General features: G+C 69.6%; 13 protein-coding genes and 1 tRNA gene. 5 read left to right on the forward strand and 9 right to left on the reverse strand.

Annotation, left to right across the window (positions count from 1 at the left end):
• Positions 1-21 precede the first annotated feature (21 nt).
• The 3 genes from BOX37_RS06145 to BOX37_RS06155 form a co-directional block, all read right to left on the reverse strand.
• Positions 22-1,074 carry a tyrosine-type recombinase/integrase gene (locus BOX37_RS06145; RefSeq protein WP_071926791.1) on the reverse strand — a complete coding sequence of 351 codons (1,053 nt, stop codon included), beginning with the start codon at positions 1,072-1,074 and terminating at the stop codon, positions 22-24.
• Entirely contained in the window at positions 1,071-1,505 is a 435-nt protein-coding gene (locus tag BOX37_RS06150; protein ID WP_071926792.1) for a hypothetical protein, read from the reverse strand. Before BOX37_RS06150 ends, BOX37_RS06145 begins: the two co-directional genes overlap by 4 nt.
• Before the next feature lie 179 nt (positions 1,506-1,684).
• A tRNA-Leu gene (locus BOX37_RS06155) sits at positions 1,685-1,766 on the reverse strand.
• A gap of 372 nt (positions 1,767-2,138) precedes the next feature.
• Here BOX37_RS06155 and BOX37_RS06160 point away from each other — a divergent pair.
• Both BOX37_RS06160 and acpS read left to right on the forward strand, forming a co-directional pair.
• Positions 2,139-11,468 carry a type I polyketide synthase gene (locus BOX37_RS06160; RefSeq protein WP_071926793.1) on the forward strand — a complete coding sequence of 3,110 codons (9,330 nt, stop codon included), beginning with the start codon at positions 2,139-2,141 and terminating at the stop codon, positions 11,466-11,468.
• An 11-nt stretch (positions 11,469-11,479) separates the two neighbouring features.
• Entirely contained in the window at positions 11,480-11,929 is a 450-nt protein-coding gene (gene acpS, locus BOX37_RS06165; protein ID WP_071926794.1) for a holo-ACP synthase AcpS, read from the forward strand.
• A gap of 66 nt (positions 11,930-11,995) precedes the next feature.
• Here the strand turns inward: acpS and BOX37_RS06170 are convergent, their stop codons facing one another.
• On the reverse strand, positions 11,996-12,604 hold the full coding sequence (locus tag BOX37_RS06170) for a TetR/AcrR family transcriptional regulator (RefSeq protein WP_084760680.1): 609 nt from the start codon (positions 12,602-12,604) through the stop codon (positions 11,996-11,998).
• 277 nt (positions 12,605-12,881) lie between these two features.
• On the opposite strand from BOX37_RS06170, the gene BOX37_RS06175 reads away from it, so the two are divergent.
• Entirely contained in the window at positions 12,882-14,099 is a 1,218-nt protein-coding gene (locus BOX37_RS06175; protein ID WP_071926796.1) for a hypothetical protein, read from the forward strand.
• A 43-nt stretch (positions 14,100-14,142) separates the two neighbouring features.
• Here the strand turns inward: BOX37_RS06175 and BOX37_RS06180 are convergent, their stop codons facing one another.
• Together BOX37_RS06180 and BOX37_RS06185 are read right to left on the reverse strand one after the other, a co-directional pair.
• Complete coding sequence (locus tag BOX37_RS06180; RefSeq protein WP_071926797.1) at positions 14,143-14,931, reverse strand: ABC transporter permease; 789 nt, start codon at positions 14,929-14,931, stop codon at positions 14,143-14,145.
• 20 nt (positions 14,932-14,951) lie between these two features.
• On the reverse strand, positions 14,952-15,914 hold the full coding sequence (locus BOX37_RS06185; protein WP_071926798.1) for an ATP-binding cassette domain-containing protein: 963 nt from the start codon (positions 15,912-15,914) through the stop codon (positions 14,952-14,954).
• A 109-nt stretch (positions 15,915-16,023) separates the two neighbouring features.
• Between BOX37_RS06185 and BOX37_RS06190 the strand changes: the two genes are divergently transcribed.
• A complete protein-coding gene (locus BOX37_RS06190) occupies positions 16,024-16,749 on the forward strand; it encodes a TetR/AcrR family transcriptional regulator (protein ID WP_071926799.1) in 726 nt (241 codons plus the stop codon).
• Here the strand turns inward: BOX37_RS06190 and bcp are convergent, their stop codons facing one another.
• A complete protein-coding gene (bcp, locus tag BOX37_RS06195) occupies positions 16,750-17,223 on the reverse strand; it encodes a thioredoxin-dependent thiol peroxidase (protein WP_071931228.1) in 474 nt (157 codons plus the stop codon).
• A gap of 34 nt (positions 17,224-17,257) precedes the next feature.
• Here bcp and BOX37_RS06200 point away from each other — a divergent pair, with 34 nt between their 5' ends.
• Positions 17,258-17,530, forward strand: a complete 273-nt coding sequence (locus BOX37_RS06200; RefSeq protein ID WP_240505235.1) for a DUF3618 domain-containing protein — start codon at positions 17,258-17,260, stop codon at positions 17,528-17,530.
• A 143-nt stretch (positions 17,531-17,673) separates the two neighbouring features.
• Here the strand turns inward: BOX37_RS06200 and BOX37_RS06205 are convergent, their stop codons facing one another.
• Both BOX37_RS06205 and BOX37_RS06210 read right to left on the reverse strand, forming a co-directional pair.
• Complete coding sequence (locus tag BOX37_RS06205) at positions 17,674-17,970, reverse strand: excalibur calcium-binding domain-containing protein (protein WP_071926801.1); 297 nt, start codon at positions 17,968-17,970, stop codon at positions 17,674-17,676.
• Between the two features lie 132 nt (positions 17,971-18,102).
• A complete protein-coding gene (locus tag BOX37_RS06210) occupies positions 18,103-19,080 on the reverse strand; it encodes a pirin family protein (RefSeq protein WP_071926802.1) in 978 nt (325 codons plus the stop codon).
• Positions 19,081-19,109 lie beyond the last annotated feature (29 nt).

Below are 19,109 nucleotides of genomic sequence, written 5' to 3' on the forward strand. Positions count from 1 at the left end.
TTGTGTCTTTCGGTCGCGGGCTCAGCGTGCGGACGGCCCGGTCGTGCCGGGCTGGTAGGCGGGCACGAGCGGGTGTGTTTCGCCGGTGAGCACAGCGAGCGCGGCGGCGACTTCGGTGAGGTCGGATTTGACGTAGGTGGCAGTTGTGCCGTTGCTCTTGCTGTGGTGCCCGGCGTACTTCTGGGCGACGGCATAGCTGAAGGTGCGTTCGACCCAGGTGAGGGTGGTGTGGCGCAGCCAGTGCGTGCTGATGCCCTGGCTGGTCACCCACGGCAAGGTTTGCCCGACGCGATTCCAGATGTGATCGAAACGCCGTCCGGTGATGGGTCTTCCGTTGCGGTAGCGCAGCAACTGCCCGGTGCGCGGGCCGTGTCGATCCTCGGCGTGCGCAAGTAGGTGTCGCATGAGCGTGGGGGAGACGGGTTGCCAGCGATCGGTGCCGTCCTTCTCCCGCAGATAGATCAGGCACTGATCAGGATCGAGATCGTGCGGACGCAGCGCGAGGGCCCCGCCGCGGCGGCACGCGGTCTCGATGTGGAGCCGCAGGATCAGCGAGTCGAGCTCAGGGTCGTTACCTGTGGTGGCCGCGACGGTGCAGATCTCGGTCAGCTGATTCGACGGAATCGGTTGGCGGTGCGACGGCTGTCGAATCGGCATGGCGAGTTTGCGGGCAGGGTTGTCGGAGGGCCGAATCCAGCCGGTGTCCTCGGCGAAGCGGTAGAGGCAGCGAGTAGCGCTGATGAAATGCTCGACCGCGCTGGTGCCGCCGCGTGAGGCGCGGTTGACCCGTGCGTCCGCCTGGATGCGGCTGGCGATCTCTTCGAGGTCGGTTTTGCTCGGCTCGTCGAGACGACGGTCGGCCCACTGTGCGAGTAGGTGGTCGAAGTGGGTGTTGTAGGTGCGCAGCGTTCCTTCGGACAATCGTGCGCGGACCTTCGGAATCAGCTCGCCGAACGTCGGCATTTGTGCGTCGGGGATGACGAGATCGGCTGGTGACAGACCCATCTGGGTCAACAACAGCCGTGCGGCGGCCACCGTCGCGGCGCTGGCGGATGATGAGGTGAGTTCGGTCATCGCGCGCCCTCCGTCATCAACTGCAGGCTCGGCGCGCACAGCAGGTCGAGGGCAGCCGGTGGATGGATCAGCAGCGCACGGTGGCTGCGGTGCCCGATCAGCAGGGCACGATGACCGATCGACAGGCTCACTCGGCGCCGCAACCGGTAGGGAACCCGGAAGTAGCCGCCCTCGGTGACGGCGGTGGCACCGTCGGGTACCGGACGAGCGAGCAGAACCCCGGCGTCGAGGCATGTCAGCTCGAGGCGAGTGCCGCTATTGAAGTCCAGCGCGGCGAAGGTGATCTTGTCGAGAATCCGGCCACTGTCGCCGACAGTGCAGGTGCCGATCACCAGGTTGTCGTCGGCCGGACCGATCGAGCGGGTCGCGGCCAGCGGTCCGTGGACAAGTTCCTGCAGCGTCGACTGAGGCGGGATGACTGGTGCGATCACCGCTGACCACCCCCGTCAGGGGTGTCAGCAAACTTCCCACAGGGGTCAGAAGTGACGCGAAGTGGCAGATTTGCCACTAACCGGTGCAGGTCAAAGTATGTTTCCACTGGTCGTCCTCCGTGTGTGAGAGTGCTCTCCAACACGTGGCACGAACAAGTGTCATATCTGACGTGAATCTGTGCGCGAGAGGGGACTTGAACCCCTACGTCCGTGGACACCAGAACCTAAATCTGGCGCGTCTGCCAATTTCGCCACTCGCGCTTGGATGTGTACGACCGTCCAAACTCTACCGGGCAGAAGCGGCTGGGCGAAGCGTTGGGGCGGCGTGGCGTACCCGTCGGTAACACGACCTGGGATTATAACGATTTGGTCACCTCCAACGTGAGGGGCGCTCATGTTTTGGAATCGGACAGGGTGCGCTCACCTGCGGGTTCAAACATGAGGCGGGGTCATGTTTCAGAATAATTTGGTACGGCCGTGCATGAATACCGGCGGGTAGCTGACGTCGGGGCGGGAAACGTGAGGCTTTCCTCATGATTTTGTGCGATCGTGGCTGCCAACAGGCCCGAGGGGCTGCCGGATACGTGTGCGCCCGTCGGTGGGCGGAGCGCCAGGAGAAGGAAGTCGAGCGTCTTGACGATCAACGAGAGCACCGAGATGGGCACCGCGAAAGAGAGTGGTCGTGCGCAGGCGTCGGGTGTCCGGGTGTCGCTGCTCGAGCAGCTGCACAACGGGGCGGGATACGCGTTGGCGTTCGGTGGGCAGGGTGCGCAGTGGCTGCGTGAGCTCGAGGAGATCGGCCGCGACAGCGCGCTCGAGCCCGAGCTGACCGCGCTGGTGCACGAGGCCGCAGCCCTCATCGAGCCGGTTGCGACACAGTTGCTGATGGTCCGGCCCGGCGGTTTCGACCCGATGGGCTGGGTCCTCGAGAGCGAGCTGGACGAACCGGAGGAGCCGTCGTCGGCCCCCGCCGACGCGGTACTGCGGTCGGCGGCGGTGTCGATGCCCGGTGTGCTGCTGGCTCAGCTGGCCGCCACGAAGGCGCTGCGGCTGCAGGGGCTCGACCTGATCGAACACCCGCCGGTCGCCGTCATCGGGCATTCGCAGGGGCTGTTCGCCGCCGCCGCGGTCGAGGCCGCCGGCGCGCGCGACGCCGAGCTGCTGGCCATCGCCCAGCTCGTCGGCGCTGCTGCGGGTCTTATCGCGCGCAGGCGCGGGCTGATGCCGGTGGGCGAGCGCTCGCCGATGGTCGCGGTCTCCAATATCGATCCCGAGCAGTTGCGCGCGATCGTGGCCGAGGTGGCCGAGGGTGTGGACCCCGCGATCGCGGCGGTGGTGTCGATCCGCAACGGTCGTCGCCGGGTCGTGCTGTCGGGCGCCCCCGCGCAGATCGATCGGGTGCGCACGCGTTGCGCTCAGCTGCACGACGAGCAGACCAGGGAGCGGGAGAGCAAGGCACGCGGTGGCGCGGTGTTCGCGCCTGTCTTCGAGGACATCGTCGTCGACGTCGCCTTCCACCATCCGGCGCTGGCCGAGACCGTCGACCTGGTCGCGGGCTGGGCGCGGCAGTGTGACCTCGACGCCGAGTTCGCCGCCGCGATCACCCAGCAGGTGCTGGTCGACCCGATCGACTGGGTCACCACCGTGGACGCCGTCGTCGACTTGGGCGCACAGTGGATTCTCGATCTCGGCCCCGGCGACCTGCTCTCCCGGGTGACCGGTGGTTCGCTCAAGGGCACCGGCGTCGGCGTGATCGCCGCCGCCACCCGCGCCGGGCAGCGCAGCCTGCTCACCCCGGGCGCGGCTCCCGAGCCGTCCACCCCGTGGTCGGCGTTCGCGCCCAAGCCGGTGCGGCTGCCCAACGGGCGGATCGTCGTGGAGACCGCCTTCACCAAGCTCACCGGTCGCTCGCCCATCCTGCTCGCGGGCATGACGCCGACCACCGTCGACGCGAAAATCGTTGCCGCCGCGGCCAATGCGGGCCACTGGGCCGAGCTGGCCGGTGGCGGTCAGGTGACCGAGCAGATCTTCGCCGACCGGATGACCGAACTGCGCCAGCTGCTGCAGCCGGGTCGCGCGGTGCAGTTCAACTCGCTGTTCCTCGACCCCTACCTGTGGAAGTTGCAGCTGGGCGGCAAGCGCCTGGTGCAGAAGGCGCGCGCTGCGGGTGCGCCGATCGACGGCGTGATCGTCACCGCGGGTATCCCCGAACTCGACGAGGCCGTCGCGCTGATCGGTGAACTGGCCGAGGCCGGGATCAGCCATGTGGCGTTCAAGCCGGGCACCGTCGCCCAGATCCGCGCGGTGCTGCGCATTGCCGACGAGGTCCCGGACTACCCGGTGATCATGCACATCGAGGGCGGCAAGGCCGGCGGTCACCACTCCTGGGAAGACCTCGACGACCTGCTGCTGGCCACCTACGCCCAGCTGCGCAGCCACGCGAACGTGGTGGTCTGCGTCGGCGGCGGCATCGGCACCCCCGAGCGCGCCACCGACTACCTCACCGGCACCTGGTCCACCGCCCATGGCTACCCGGAGATGCCGCTGGACGGCGTGCTCGTCGGCACCGCCGCCATGGCGACGCTCGAGGCGACCACCGCGCCCGAGGTCAAGCAGCTGCTCGTCGACACCCCCGGCACCCCCGACTGGGTCGGTGCGGGCACCGCCAGCGGCGGCATGGCCTCGGGCCGCAGCCAGCTCGGCGCCGACATCCACGAGATCGACAACGCCGCCTCGCGGACCGGCCGCCTGCTCGACGAGGTCGCCGGTGACGCCGAGGCCGTGGCGGCCCGCCGCGCCGAGATCATCGCCGCGCTCGACGCCACCGCCAAGCCCTACTTCGGCGACGTCGCCACCATGACCTACCAGCAGTGGCTGGAACGCTATGTCTCCCTCGCGGTTTCCAGCGACGTGCCGATCTCCTTCGACTGCGGCAGCGACATCGGCGACGCGATCCGCGACGCCACCCGCTCGGACTGGCTCGACATCAGCTGGCGCGACCGGTTCGCGGAGATGATGCGGCGCACCGAATCCCGGCTGCACCCGGTCGACAGCGGCGAGATCCACACCTTCTTCCCCGACGACGAGGCGTTCGAGCATCCGGTCGAGGCGCTGTGCACGCTCAAGAAGCACTACCCGGCCGTCGCCGACACCGTGCTGCACCCGGCCGACGTGCCGTTCTTCGTCGCGCTGTGCAAGACCCCCGGCAAGCCGGTGAACTTCGTGCCCGTCGTCGACGCCGACGTGCGGCGCTGGTGGCGCTCGGATTCGCTGTGGCAGGCCCATGATCCGCGCTACTCGGCCGATCAGGTGTGCATCATTCCCGGCACCGTCGCGGTCGCGGGCATCACCCGGGTCGACGAGCCGGTCGGCGAACTGCTCGACCGCTTCGAGCAGGACACCGCCTACAGCCTGGTCCGCGCGGGCGTCGTCCCGGCGCCGGTGGACGCGCGCCGGGTCGCGGGGCTGGTCACCGGTCCGATCGACACCGTGCTCGCCGCCCCCGATGTGCAGTGGGCCGGACGCACCACCGTCAACCCGGTGCACCGCCTCGGCGATGCCACCGAGTGGATCGTCGAGCAGGGGAGCGCGGTGCACCGGAGCACCGGCGCCACCCTCACCGAAACCGACGGTCCCGAAGCCGAATTCAGCTATGTGGAACTGGCCGTGCCGCTGCTGGGCCGGGATTCTGTGAAGGTCCGGATCACCGTGCCGACCAGTGTGTACTCCGGTGGCGCTCCGGTGATCACCGAGGCCGATGCCGAGGGCGCCATGTCGGCGCTGCTCGGGGTGGCCGCCGGGCAGGAACTGCCCGAGGTGAAGGGCGGTGCGGCGCACGTCAATCTGGCCTGGACTCCGGATCTGGTCGCCGACCACGCCGGGGTCACCGGTTCCGGTCTGCCCGACTCGCTGAGTACCCTCGGTCGCACCGCGCCCGACGTCCTGGTCGGCGCCTGCTGGCCCGCGGTGTTCGCGGTGCTCGGCGCGGCGCGTGCCCCGCACGGCGGCTCGGTGATCGAGGGCATGCTCGACCTGGTCCACCTGGACCACCAGATCGAGCTGTTGAACGAATTGCCCTCCGAAACCAGCATTCTCGTGGTTCGTGCCGAGAGCGGCACGGTGGTCGACACCGAGATGGGCCGCGTCGTCGAGGTGACCGTGACGGTCGGCCTGATTCTCGATCAGGGTCTCGCCCCCGCTCCGCTGGCCCGGCTCGTCGAGCGCTTCGCCATCCGCGGGCGCAACGGCGCCGCCGAGCTCACCGATCCGCCGCGCGCGGCCGGTGCGGTCTCGGCCGAGGCCACCGACACCCCGCGCCGCCGTCGTCGCGACGTCACCATGGCCGCCCCGCGCGCCATGCACGCCTTCGCCGCGGTCTCCGGTGACCACAACCCGATCCACACCTGCGAGGCCGCCGCCAAGCTGGCCGGCCTGGGCAGCCCGATCGTGCACGGCATGTGGCTCTCGGCCGCCGCTCAGCACGCCGTGGTCGCGGTGGATCCCGAAAGCTCCGTTCCCGCACGCACTCTCACCGCCTGGACCACCCGGTTCCTCGGCATGGTCCGCCCCGGCGCGACCGTGGACGTGCGGGTGGAGCGGATCGCGGTGGACGCGGGCAGTGAGATCGTCGAGGTCTCCTGCCGGGTCGACGGTGACCTGGTCATGACCGCGACCGGGCGCACCGCCGCCCCGAAGACCGTGTACGCCTTCCCGGGACAGGGCATCCAGCGCAAGGGGATGGGCCTGGACGCGCTGACCCGCTCGAAGGCGGCCAAGCGAGTGTGGGAGCGTGCTGACGCGCATACCCGTGAGGCTCTCGGTTTCTCCATCCTGGCGGTGGTGCGCGACAATCCGACCTACCTCAAGGCGCGCGGCGTCGAACACCGGCACCCCGACGGCGTGCTGCACCTGACCCAGTTCACCCAGGTCGCCATGGCCACTCTCGGCGTCGCCCAGGTCGCCGAGCTGCGCGAGGCCGGTGCGTTCGTCGAGGGCGCGATGCTGGCCGGGCACTCGGTCGGTGAGTACAACGCCCTGGCCGCCGTCGCCGGTGTGCTGCCGCTGGAAGCCGTGCTCGAGGTGGTGTTCCAGCGTGGTTCGGCCATGCACGAGCTGGTCCCGCGTGATGCGCAGGGCCGCAGCGACTACCGGATGGCCGCCATCCGCCCCTCGCAGATCGGGCTGCCCGACGCCGAGGTCATCGACTTCGTCACCGGCATCGGCGAGGCGACCGGCGAATTCCTCGAGGTCGTGAACCTGAACCTGCGCGGCTCGCAGTACGCCATCGCGGGCACCGTCGCCGGACTCGAGGCGTTGGAGACCGAGATCGACCGTCGCCGTGCCGAATTCGGTGGCAAGCGGGCCTTCATCCTGGTGCCCGGCATCGATGTGCCGTTCCACTCCTCGGTGCTGCGCGACGGCGTCCCGGAGTTCCGGCACAAGCTCGAGCAGCTGCTGCCCACCGAGGTGGACCCGGCGGTGCTCGTCGGCCGCTACATCCCGAACCTGGTGCCGCGCCCGTTCTCGCTGGATCGTGAATTCCTCACCGAGATCGCCGCACTCGTGCCCTCGGAGCCGCTGCGCGCGGTACTGGCCGAGTTCGACGCCTGGGCCGAGCGTGACGCGGAACTGTGCCGGGTGGTGCTGATCGAGCTGCTGGCCTGGCAGTTCGCCAGCCCGGTGCGCTGGATCGAGACCCAGGACCTGCTGTTCACCGACACCGCGCACGGTGGACTCGGCGTGGAGCGCTTCGTCGAGATCGGCCTCGGCGCGACCCCGACGGTGGCGAACCTGGCGACCCAGACGCTCAAGCTGCCCGGCTTCGGCGGGGCCACGGTCGAGGTGGTGAACGTCGAACGCGACGCCGCGGTCGTCTACGCCACCGACACCGATCCCGCACCGGTCGACGACATCGAGGAGACCCCCGCCGAGACGCAGGCCGCGCCCGCCGCGGCGGCGGCCCCCGTCGCGGCGGCCCCGGTCGCCACCGGCGGGCCCCGTCCCGACGACATCGCCTTCACCGCCGCCGACGCCACCCGCGTGCTCATCGCGCTGTGGACCAAGCTGCGGATGGACCAGATCGGTCCGGTCGACACCATCGAGGGCCTCTGCGACGGCGTGTCCTCGCGCCGCAACCAGCTGCTCGTCGACCTCGGTGCCGAACTGTCCCTCGGCGCCATCGACGGCGCGGCCGATGCCGACATGGGCGCCCTCGCGGCCACCGTCGAGCGTCTGGCCCGCACCTACAAGCCCTTCGGCTCGGTGCTCAACGATGCCATCGGCGACCACCTGCGCAAGGTCTTCGGCCCCTCCGGCAAGCGGCCCGCCGCCATCGCCGACCGGGTCAAGAAGACCTGGGAACTCGGCGACGGCTGGGCCAGCCACGTCACCGCCGAGGTCTCCCTCGGCACCCGCGAAGGCGCCAGCGTGCGTGGCGGCGACCTCGGCGGACTCGCCGGGGGCGCACTGAGCGACGCTGCCTCGGTCGACGCGGCCATCGACGCCGCTGTGCAGTCGGTGGCGGCCCGGCGTGGGGTCGCGGTCTCGCTGCCCTCGACCGGCGGCGCGTCCGGCGGCACCGTGGACGCCGCCGCACTGGGCGAGTTCACCGAGCAGATCACCGGACGCGACGGCGTGCTCGCCACCGCGGCCCGGGTCGTGCTCGAACAGCTCGGCCTCAGCGAGCAGGTCAGCGCGCCCGAGGCGACGCCGGACACCCTCGTCGACCTCGTCTCGGCCGAACTCGGCACCGACTGGCCGCGCCTGGTCGCCCCCGCGTTCGACGCCCGCAAGGCCGTCCTCATCGACGACCGCTGGGCCACCGCCCGCGAGGACCTCGCCACAATGTGGCTCGGCGACGACGCCACCACCGCCGAGCAGCCGATCACCGGCTACCTCGGTGCCGGGGAAGCCGTCGCCGCGCAGGCGAACTGGTGGCGTCAGCGGGCCATGCACGAGGCCCGCTCGGTGCTGGCCGGGATGTACGCCCGGATCGCCGAAGCCGCCCTCGACACCACCGAGCCCGGCCTGTGGTCCGACGACATCGCCGTGATCACCGGCGCGAGCAAGGGTTCCATCGCCGCCGCGGTGACCGGCAGACTGCTCGCCGGCGGCGCCACCGTGGTGGTGACCACCTCCGGTCTCAACGACGACCGGCTGCGCTTCTACCGTTCGCTGTACCGCGACAACGCCCGCCACGGCGCGGCGCTGTGGGTGGTCCCGGCGAACATGGCCTCCTACCAGGACCTGGACGCGCTGATCGACTGGGTCGGCACCGAACAGGTCGACAACGCGGGCGGCGCCAAGATCAAGGTCAAGGACGCGATGACCCCGACGCTGCTGCTGCCGTTCGCGGCACCGCGCGTCGCCGGTGATCTCGCCGACGCCGGTGCCCGCGCCGAAATGGAGATGCGGGTCCTGCTGTGGTCGGTGGAGCGGTTGATCGGCGGTCTGTCCGCCCTCGGCGCCGACCACGACGTGGACGCGAAACTGCATGTGGTACTGCCGGGTTCGCCCAACCGCGGCCTGTTCGGCGGCGACGGTGCCTACGGCGAGGCCAAGGCCGCGCTCGACGCCGTGGTCGCGAAGTGGCGGGCCGAGAAGTCCTGGGCCGCCCGGGTGACGCTGGTGCACGCGCTGATCGGCTGGGTGCGCGGCACCGGGCTGATGGGCCACAACGACCCGATGGTCGAGGCCGTGGAAGCGGCCGGTGTGCACACCTGGTCGACCACCGAGATGGCCGACGAGCTGCTCAAGTGGTGCACCTCGCGGGCCCGTCAGGTGACCGTCACCAGCCCGCAGCAGATCGACCTCACCGGTGGGCTCGCCCGCGCCAAGCTCGACCTGCCGGCCCTGGCCAAGCAGGCGCAGGAGGCCAAGGAAGCAGCGAGCGAAGAGAAGGCCGCCACGTCCGCGACCATCGCCGCGCTGCCCGCGCCGCCGACGATGAGTTCGGCACTGCCCGTGCCGGAATGGGGCGAGGTCACCGCCGACCTGACCGACATGGTCGTCATCGTCGGCGCCGGTGAACTCGGCCCGTACGGCTCCGCGCGCACCCGCTTCGAGATGGAGGTCGAAGACCAGCTCTCCGCCGCGGGCGTGCTCGAGCTGGCCTGGACGACCGGGCTGGTCCGCTGGGAGAACGAGCCCAAGCCGGGCTGGTACGACACCGAATCCGGCGACTTCGTGCCGGAAGCCGACGTGGCGCAGCGCTACCACGACACCGTCGTGGAACGCTGCGGCGTGCGCCGCTACGAGGACGACGGCGCCATGGCCGACAACGCGGGACCGCTGCTCACCTCGGTCTTCCTCGACCAGGACCTGTCGTTCACCGTCGCCGGTGAGGCCGAGGCACGCGCCTTCCACAGCGCCGATCCCGAGCACACGGTGATCACCCCGGTCGAGGGTTCCGGCGACTGGACGGTCACCCGCAAGGCGGGCACCGAGATCCGGGTGCCGCGCAAGGCCAAGCTCTCCCGCGTCGTCGGCGGTCAGATCCCCACCGGCTGGGACCCCACCATCTGGGGCGTCTCCGCCGACATGGCGGCCTCGATCGACCGGGTCGCGCTGTGGAACATCGTCTGCACGGTCGACGCGTTCGTCAGCGCGGGCTTCAGCCCCGACGAGCTGATGAGCTGGGTGCACCCGAGCCTGGTGGCCAACACCCAGGGCACCGGCATGGGCGGCATGTCCTCGATGCGCTCGCTCTACGTCGACAACCTGCTCGGCGAGCCGCGCCCGAACGACATCCTGCAGGAGGCGCTGCCCAACGTGGCGCTCGCGCACGTCGTGCAGGCCTACGTCGGTAGCTACGGCGCCATGGTGCATCCGGTCGCGGCCTGCGCCACGGCCGCGGTCTCGGTGGAGGAAGCCGTCGACAAGATCCGGCTCGGCAAGGCCGAGGTCGTGGTCGCCGGCGGTTTCGACGATCTCGGTATCGAGGGCATCGTCGGCTTCGGTGACATGTCGGCCACCGCCGACTCGGCGGCCATGCGCGCCAAGGGCATCAGCGACCGCTACTTCTCCCGCGCCAACGATCGCCGCCGCGGCGGCTTCGTCGAATCGCAGGGCGGTGGCACCGTGCTGCTGGCACGCGGTGACGTGGCGGTGGAGATGGGCCTGCCGGTACTCGGTGTGCTCGCCTTCGCCCAGTCCTTCGCCGACGGCGTGCACACCTCCATCCCGGCACCGGGTCTCGGCGCGCTGGGCGCGGGTCGCGGTGGCAGCGAATCACGGCTGGCGGGCGAACTGCGCAAGCTCGGCGTCACCGCCGACGACATCGCGGTGATCTCCAAGCACGACACCTCCACCGCCGCCAACGATCCCAACGAGTCGGAGCTGCACGAGCGGCTCGCGGGCGCGCTGGGCCGCACCGAGGGCGCCCCGCTGTTCGTGGTCTCGCAGAAGAGCCTCACCGGCCATGCCAAGGGTGGCGCGGCGGCCTTCCAGCTCATCGGCCTGTGCCAGGTGCTGGAGAACGGGGTGATCCCGCCGAACCGGAGCCTGGACTGCGTCGACGAGAAGATGGCCGACTACCCGCACCTGGTGTGGGCGCGCGAGCCGCTGCGCTTCGGCGAGAAGTTCGCGCTCAAGGCGGGTCTGGTGACCTCGCTCGGCTTCGGGCACGTGTCCGGTCTGCTCGCGGTGGTCCATCCGCAGGCGTTCCTGGCCGCGATCGACCCCGCCGCGCGCGCGGAGTACCAGGAGCGGGCACAGGCGCGTCAGCTCGCGGGCAGGCAGCGTTTCGCCGAGGCCATGTGCGGTGGCACGGCGCTGTACGAGAAGCCCGCGGATCGGCGCCTCGGCGCCGAAGGCACCCCGGCCAAGCAGATTCGTCAGCTCGAAGCCGACGTGCTGCTCTCGCCGACGGCCCGGCTCGACGGCGACGGTCGCTACCGTGCCGACGGATGGGGTTGCGGCGCAGGACAGCTCGGTTCGGCTCCGCGTTCCGGCGAAGCGTCGTAGGCTGCCGCTTTGTGACGATTCTCGGTATCGGCTTGGACCTGGTGACCATCTCCGAGTTCGCCGAACAGCTGCAACGGCCGGGTACGACCATGCTCAGGGAGAGCTTCACCGCTGGTGAACGCCGCTACTGCCAGAGCAAAGGCACCGACCCGGCCCGCAGCTACGCCGCCCGCTGGGCGGCGAAGGAGGCGGTGCTCAAAGCGTGGGCGACCTCGCGGTTCGCGCGTAGCCCACAGATCGGCGACAACCCGTATCCGCTGATCGAGGTCGTCAACGACGCCTGGGGCAGGCCGAGCATCAAACTGCACGGCCTGGCCGCGGAGTTCCTGCCCCGAGTCCGCGTCCACCTGTCGCTGACCCACGACGGTGACACCGCGGCGGCGATGGTGGTGCTGGAAGACCCAGGCGAATTGGCGGACCTGATCGAAGGCCGAGTAGGTCCCGGAGAACGCAACACCTGATCTCGCCGAACATGGTTAACTCGCCGGGAACGTCCAGAACTCGTACCGTTCCCGGCGCAGGCCCGGTCAGGCTCGCGATTCCTTTTCCGCGACAAGCAGATACGCGACCATCAGTCGCTTGAGCTCGGCGACGGCATCGGCATTGGACTGTTCGTCCTGCACCGAGAAATTCAGCATCGAATAAACCACGTGCACGAGCACCTCGGCCATCATGGTGCGCCGGGCGCGCGGGGTGCGCGGAGTCAGTGGTCGCAGCATCTGCGAGACCACCTCGGCGAATTCCTTCTCGTGCAACGCACCCGTGGCCCGGGTGGACGGGGTGGACTGCATGGCCAGCCACACCTCGCGTCGCGAGGGGTCGGTGGTCCACAGATTGGCCAGGTGGTCGACGAACTGGTTCATGTGCCGCAGCCAGTCCAGCGAGGGGACCTCGCCGTGGAAGTCGGCCAGCTCGCGCGAGACCGCGACCAGGTCCTGGCGATTGAGCTCGCAGACGATGACGTACTTGTTGGCGAAGAACTGGTAGAGGGTGCCGATCGGCACCTCCGCGCGCTGCGCGACCTCTTCGCAGGTGAACGATTCGAAACCCACTTCGACCAGCAGTTCCCGGGAGGACTGCAGGAGCGCGTCGAACTTGCGCTTGCTGCGCTCCTGGGTGGGCCGCTTGCGCGGCATCAGCTCCTGCGGATCGTCCTGCAATTCCAGCGCAGGGTCCGGACGGTTCTTCGGGGACCGGGCCTGCGCGTGTACTTCCACCCATCCAGGCTAGCGGTATACACACAGCAGTGACACGGGCATACCGACAGCGTGTCAACAACTGGGAGAGATTCCACCCATCCGCATCGTGACCGGTGACGAATCATCAGATGAGCGTGCGTGCATCCGCACGCTTCTTCGCGGTGAAATCTCACCGTAATCGACCTATCGCGACGAGATGGGGGCGTTTTTCGGCATGACTGTGGCAGCGGAATCTGTGGTAACTCTCGGCGTCAGTACCGAGCGGGGCGCCGTGCACGCGGTGGCCTTCGCCGCGTCGGGCGGCACCCTCACCGATCGGATGCTCCTGCGGCGCACCGTGCGTGCGGGCGGGGACGGCAAGGCGGAGGTGGCCGCGGCGGTACGGACCGCGCTGGACGCCCTGGCCGCCGAGCTCGACGACGAGTACGAGATCGCCGGGGTGGCAGTGAGTTACCGCGATGCCGCCGAGCGGCGCGCGATCGTCACCGGGCTGGCCGACACCCCGTGGCACACCGCCTCGCTGGTCTCGGCCAAGTCGGCACACCTGTTCGTCGCCGGGGCGATGACCTGGCTCGACGAGTTCGACAATCTGCTGGTCTACGAAGCGGTTCCGGGCCACCAGGCGATGACGCTGCTCGACCCGGGCCGCCATCGCGTGCTCGCCGCCTCCGGCCAGACCGGCGCACCCACCCCCGACGCGTTGCGCACCGGGGTGTCGGCGGCATGGGACCAGTTCGACGCCGCCTCGGTGCGCCCCGGCGCGGTGGTGCTCATCGGTTCCTCCGCCGACGCGCCCGCGGTGCGCGAGGCGGTCAGCGGGTTCGGCGTTCCGGTGCTGCCGTGTCGGTTGGCGCCGTTCGCACCGGCCGCGGGTGCCGCGCTGGTCGCGCTCGGTGACGCGATCGACGTGCCCGTCGCCCTCGCACCGCGGACCAAGCGCGGAACCGCGCTCGTCGCCGCGGCGGCGAGCGTGCTCGCGGGTGGACTGGTCGCGGGTGGTTCGTACGCGGTACTGAACGCCGGCACGCCCGTGGTCGACAACACCGCGGTGTCCTCCGAACCGGGTGCCGGGCCCGCGAGCCCGGCGCCGCTGCCGACCATGCGCGAAGCGGCGGACTCCGGTTCGGCCGGTGGCGTCGGGGGTGGGAGCGGCCTGCAGGTGAGCCCGGCGGGCGAGCCGGGCGAGGCGTCGCCCTACGAGCACATGTCGCCGAATCCGCAGCTGGTCGACCCGAGCCGCTTCCCGCTGGATTACCCCACGCAGCTGTACGGCGACGCGCCACAGGACGAACCGCTGCCGCTCGAGCCCGCTCCCGTCGAGCCGGAGACCCCCGTGATGGCCCCGGTGTTGCCCGGTACCGGCATTCCGCTGAGTATGCAGCCCGCGCAGGCGGTCGTGCCCGAGGGCGGTCTGTCCCAGTCCGCCGACTGATCGACCGCACGGGCCGCGCGGTGCTCCCGCGCGGCCCGCCGTCTCAGGCGCTGGTTCGGTGCCGGAACAGTATCCGCGCCCCCAGATAGCCGACCAGGCCGATACCAGCGCACCACAGCACGGCGAGTACCGCGCTGTGACCGATCGGTGTGCCCATCAGCAGCCCGCGCAGGGTCTCGATGACCGGGGTCACCGGCTGATTGCGGGCGAAGGCGTGCAGTGCGGTCGGCATCGACTCGGTGGGGACGAACGCGCTGCTCACATAGGGCAAGAACATGAACACGAAGGTGAAGCCGTTGGCCGCCTGCGGGTTCCGGGCGAGCAGGCCCAGCGCCGCGGACAACCACGACAGCGCGAACACGAACATCGCCAGCAGGCCGAGCGCGCCGAGCCAGCGCACCGGATCGGTGGTCGGCCGGAAGCCGATCACCAACGCCACCCCGATCACGATGCCGGAGGTGAGCAGATTGCGCAGCACGCTCTCGACGACATGCCCGGTGAGCACCGCCGAGCGCGCGATGGCCATGGTGCGGAACCGGTCGATGATGCCGTCGGCGACATCGGTGGACAACGCGACCGCGGTGGTCGAGGCACCGAAACCCGCGCACAGCAGGATGATTCCGGGTACCACGTAGTCGATGTAGGCGCCGCGGCCGACTTCCATCGCACCGCCGAAGACGTAGACGAACATCAGCAGGATCATCACCGGCAGCGCGATGGTCATGATCATCGTGTCAGGACTTCGCAGGGTGTGCCGGATATTGCGGTCGAGCATGGTGGCCGAGTCCTGTGCGGTGCGCACGACTCGCAGGGCCGGGGACAGAGTGGTCATGGTGGTTCTCGTTTCGAGGTTCAGGCGACCGCGGCGGCGCTGCGGGGTTGTCCGGTCAGGGCGAAGAAGACGTCGTCGAGGTCGGGGGTGTGCACGGTGAGCTGTTCGATCGCGATGTCGAGATCGGCGAAACGGTCGAGCACCTGTTTCATCTCGGTCGCGCTGCCGTCGCCGGGGAGTTGCACGGTGAGCTGATCGGCATCGATGTACGCGCCGGGTTCGTCGGCGACGGCCCGCGCGGCGGCGCTGAGCAGGTGGTGGTCGGCGAAGCTGAGCTGGATGTGGCCGCCGGGGACCAGGCGTTTGAGTTCGGCCGCGGTGCCGTCGGCGACGATGCGGCCGCCGTCGAGCACGGCGATCCGGTCGGCCAGCTGATCGGCCTCCTCCAGGTACTGGGTGGTGAGGAAGATGGTGGTGCCGTCGTCCGCGAGTTCCCGGATCGCCGTCCACAGGTCGCGGCGGCTGCGAGGGTCGAGCCCGGTGGTCGGCTCGTCGAGGAAGACGATGCGCGGCCTGCCCATCAGGCTCATGGCCAGATCCAGACGTCGCCGCATGCCGCCGGAGTACCCGGCGACCGGGCGATCGGCGGCGTCGACGAGGTCGAACCGCTCGAACAGTTCGGCGGTGCGCCGTCTGGTCTCGGCCGTACCGAGGTGGAGCAATCGGCCGGTCATGCGCAGGTTCTCGGTGCCGGTGAGGATGGTGTCGACGGCGGCGTACTGGCCGGTGACGCCGATCAGCCCGCGAACGGTGTCACCGGCCCGCGCGACGTCGTGGCCGAAGACGCGTGCCTGGCCGCCGTCGGGTCGGATCAGGGTGGCCAGGATGCGGACGAGGGTCGTCTTGCCCGCGCCGTTCGGGCCGAGCAGGGAGAAGACGGTGCCGGACTCGACCGCCAGGTCGAGGTCGTCGAGAGCGACGTGGGTGCCGTAGACCTTGCGCAATCGGTGGACGGTGAGGGCGGGCACGGATTCGGGTGCCATGAGATCTCCGATCGAAAACTGTTTATGTAATAAACCTAGTTTATAGGTTAAACAGTTCTCTGGCGCAAGAGCGCCGGCCCGCTAGAGTCGACGCGAGCGGAGGTGGACGATGACGACGACCGGCGACAAGGACCTGCCGAAAGCGGTCCAGCTGATGTGGGGCCTGCGGGAATCCGGTGGCCGCGGCCCCAAGCGGGGGCTCACCCTCGACCAGATTCTCGATGCGGCGATCGAGGTGGCCGACGCGGAGGGCTACGCGGCCCTGTCGATGACCCGGGTCGCCAAACAGCTCGGCTTCACCGCGATGTCGCTGTACCGCTACGTCGACAGCAAGACCATGTTGATCGCGCTGCTGACCGACCGGGTCATCGGGCCACCGCCGGTGATCGCGCAGGGCACACCGTGGCGGGTCGGGCTGGAGAAATGGGCGACGGCGGAGTTCGAGGCCGTCGGCGTGCACGAGTGGTGGGTGGACATCCCGCAGAGCGGACCGCCGATGGGGCCCAACAGCATGGCCTGGCTCGATGCCGGCCTGCGCGCGCTCGGCTCGACGACATTGCCGGAGACGATCAAGCTCCAGTTGGTGATGAACCTGTCGATGTACTCGATCGGCAGGCGGCGCGCGGCCAGGGATCTACGGGTGGGCGAGGGCGCCGACTTCGCGACGATCATGGCCGAGGTGCTCGGCACCGGCCGCTTTCCCGCGATGTCGACCGCCCTCGCCGCGTCGGCCTTCGACAACGAGGAAATCGACTGGGGCAGAGCTGACTTCGAGTTCGGCCTGGCGCGGATGCTCGACGGCTACGAGATCTTCATCCGCTCCTTCGAGGGCTGACTACACCGACAGGTCGCGGCGCAGCTTGGCGACGTGGCCGGTGGCGCGCACGTTGTACTGGGCCAGCTCGATCTTGCCCTGCTCGTCGACCAGGAAGGTCGAGCGGATCACGCCGGTGACGGTCTTGCCGTACATCTTCTTCTCGCCGAAGGCGCCCCACTCGGTGAGCACGCTGCGCTCGGGGTCCGACAGCAGGGGGAAGGTCAGGCCCTCGGCGTCGCGGAACTTGGCCAGCTTGGCGGGTTTGTCCGGCGAGATGCCGATGACGTCGAGTCCCGCGTCGCCGAGTTCGGCGAGGTTGTCGCGGAAGTCGCAGGCCTGTTTGGTGCAGCCGGGCGTGCTGGCGGCCGGGTAGAAGTAGACGATCACCTTGCGGCCACGGTAGTCCGACAGCGACACGTCCTTGCCGTCGGCGTCGGGCAGCGTGAACTCAGGGGCGGGGTCTCCGGGGGAGAGGCGATGGTTGTCGGTCACCCACGCACGGTAACCGACCGGGTGCGCGACGGGCATGGATAGACTCGTCCGCGAGCAGCAGACATATATGGAGGTGACGGTGGCCAAGGACGACACCGACCGGATCGAACGCGAGATCGAGATCGCGCGTGCCCGGTTGGCGACCACGCTCGACGAACTGGCGGTGCGCGCCGATCCACAGCGGATCGCGGACGACACCAAGGCGATCGTGGTCGCCAAGTTCAGCGAGCCCAAGGTCAAATACACGCTGATCGGCGCGGGTGCCCTCGTGGCGGGCCTGGTCCTGATCAAGATCTTCCGCCGCTGAGAACTGGCGACACGAAAACACCCGATGCGGCCCAGCCACATCGGGTGTTTCTTGTCGAACGCAACCACCACGGTTTTCGGCCGCCTCGCCCCTCGGGGGCGAGGCCCACAGGGCCGAAAACCTCGAGGCGCCAGCCTCCAGAATTACTGCGTGGGGCAGGCCAGGCCGTCGCCGTCCGGGTCCAGGTGCGGGGAGTAGCCCGGCTCGCCGCGGAACAGCGGCGCGCGGCCGACGGCCCGGGCCTCGTCGCAGCTGGCGAACGCGCCGCCCGCGGAACCGGACTGGACCAGGTTCGCCGAACCGGTCGCGCCCAGGATCGAGTCGAAGCTGGACGAGCCGGTGCCAGCGGAGCCCGTCACCGGGTTGGCATGGGCGGCGGGGGCGGCGAGCAGGGTCAGACCTGCGGCCGCGACAGCGATGGTGATCCGGCGAACGTTCATGAATTCCTCTATGTCTGCAGCGGTTCGGATGTTGGCCCGGACACAGGGGCCGGGTAGCCACGTCCACTGTTGTGAGGAGGCTGCCCGTTGTCAACCGCGCGCGAGCAGCAATCGCACCGGGGCTCGAGTCGGTTATTCCCCCAGGCGACGTCCGGTCCGGTGCTCGGCCGGAATGGTGCCCATGCGTCCGGCTTGGAAGTCTTCCATGGCCTGGATGATTTCCTCACGGGTGTTCATCACGAACGGCCCGTACTGGACGACGGGTTCGCGCAGTGGCGTGCCGCCGAGCAGGAGGACCTCGAGATCGCCGGTGCTGGAGTGCTGCTCGGTGTCGGCGGTCAGCGTGATCGCGTCACCCTTGCCGAAGACCACGAGTTGGCCCGCGCCGATCGGGCGCCGGTCGGTGCCGACGGTGCCGTTGCCGGACAGCACGTAGGCCATGGCGGTGAAGTCGCGCGGCCACGGGGTTTCGAGCTGGGCGCTGGGCACGATCGAGGCGTGGGCGTAGGCGATCGGGGTCTGGGTGGAACCGGGGCCGGTGAAGCCGCCGACCTCGCCGGCGATCAGGCGTACCAGCGCGCCGCCGTCGTGCGAGCTGACCAGGGTCAGTTCGCTGCCGCGCAGGTCCTGATACTGCGGGGTGGCGAACTTCTTGGCGCGAGGCAGGTTCACCCACAGCTGGATGCCGTGGAAGGTGCCGCCGGTGATCACCAGTTTCTCCTCGGGCAGTTCGTCGTGCAGCATGCCCGAGCCGGCGGTCATCCATTGGGTGTCGCCCTCGGCGATGACGCCGCCGCCACCCTGGGAGTCGTGGTGGACCATGGTGCCGTCGAGCATGTAGGTGACGGTCTCGAAACCGCGATGCGGATGCCACGGCGCGCCTTTTGCCTCGTAGGGCTCGTAGGCTACCGGGCCCATCTGGTCGAGCAGGATGAACGGGTCGGCCGCGCGCAGGTCGACGCTGGGGAACGGTCGGGTCACCTCGAATCCGGCACCTTCGCGCTGGCGGTTCGCGGTGACGATCTGCCGCACCGGCCGCTGGGTCTCGGTGACGTCGGGCCGGGGCAGCCTGGGCACAACCATGATGTCGTCGACGGTGATAGCGGGCATCGGACGCCTCCTCATTGCTTTGGTTTCCA

Source organism: Nocardia mangyaensis, assembly GCF_001886715.1.
In the GTDB taxonomy this organism is placed as follows: Bacteria; Actinomycetota; Actinomycetes; order Mycobacteriales; family Mycobacteriaceae; genus Nocardia; species Nocardia mangyaensis.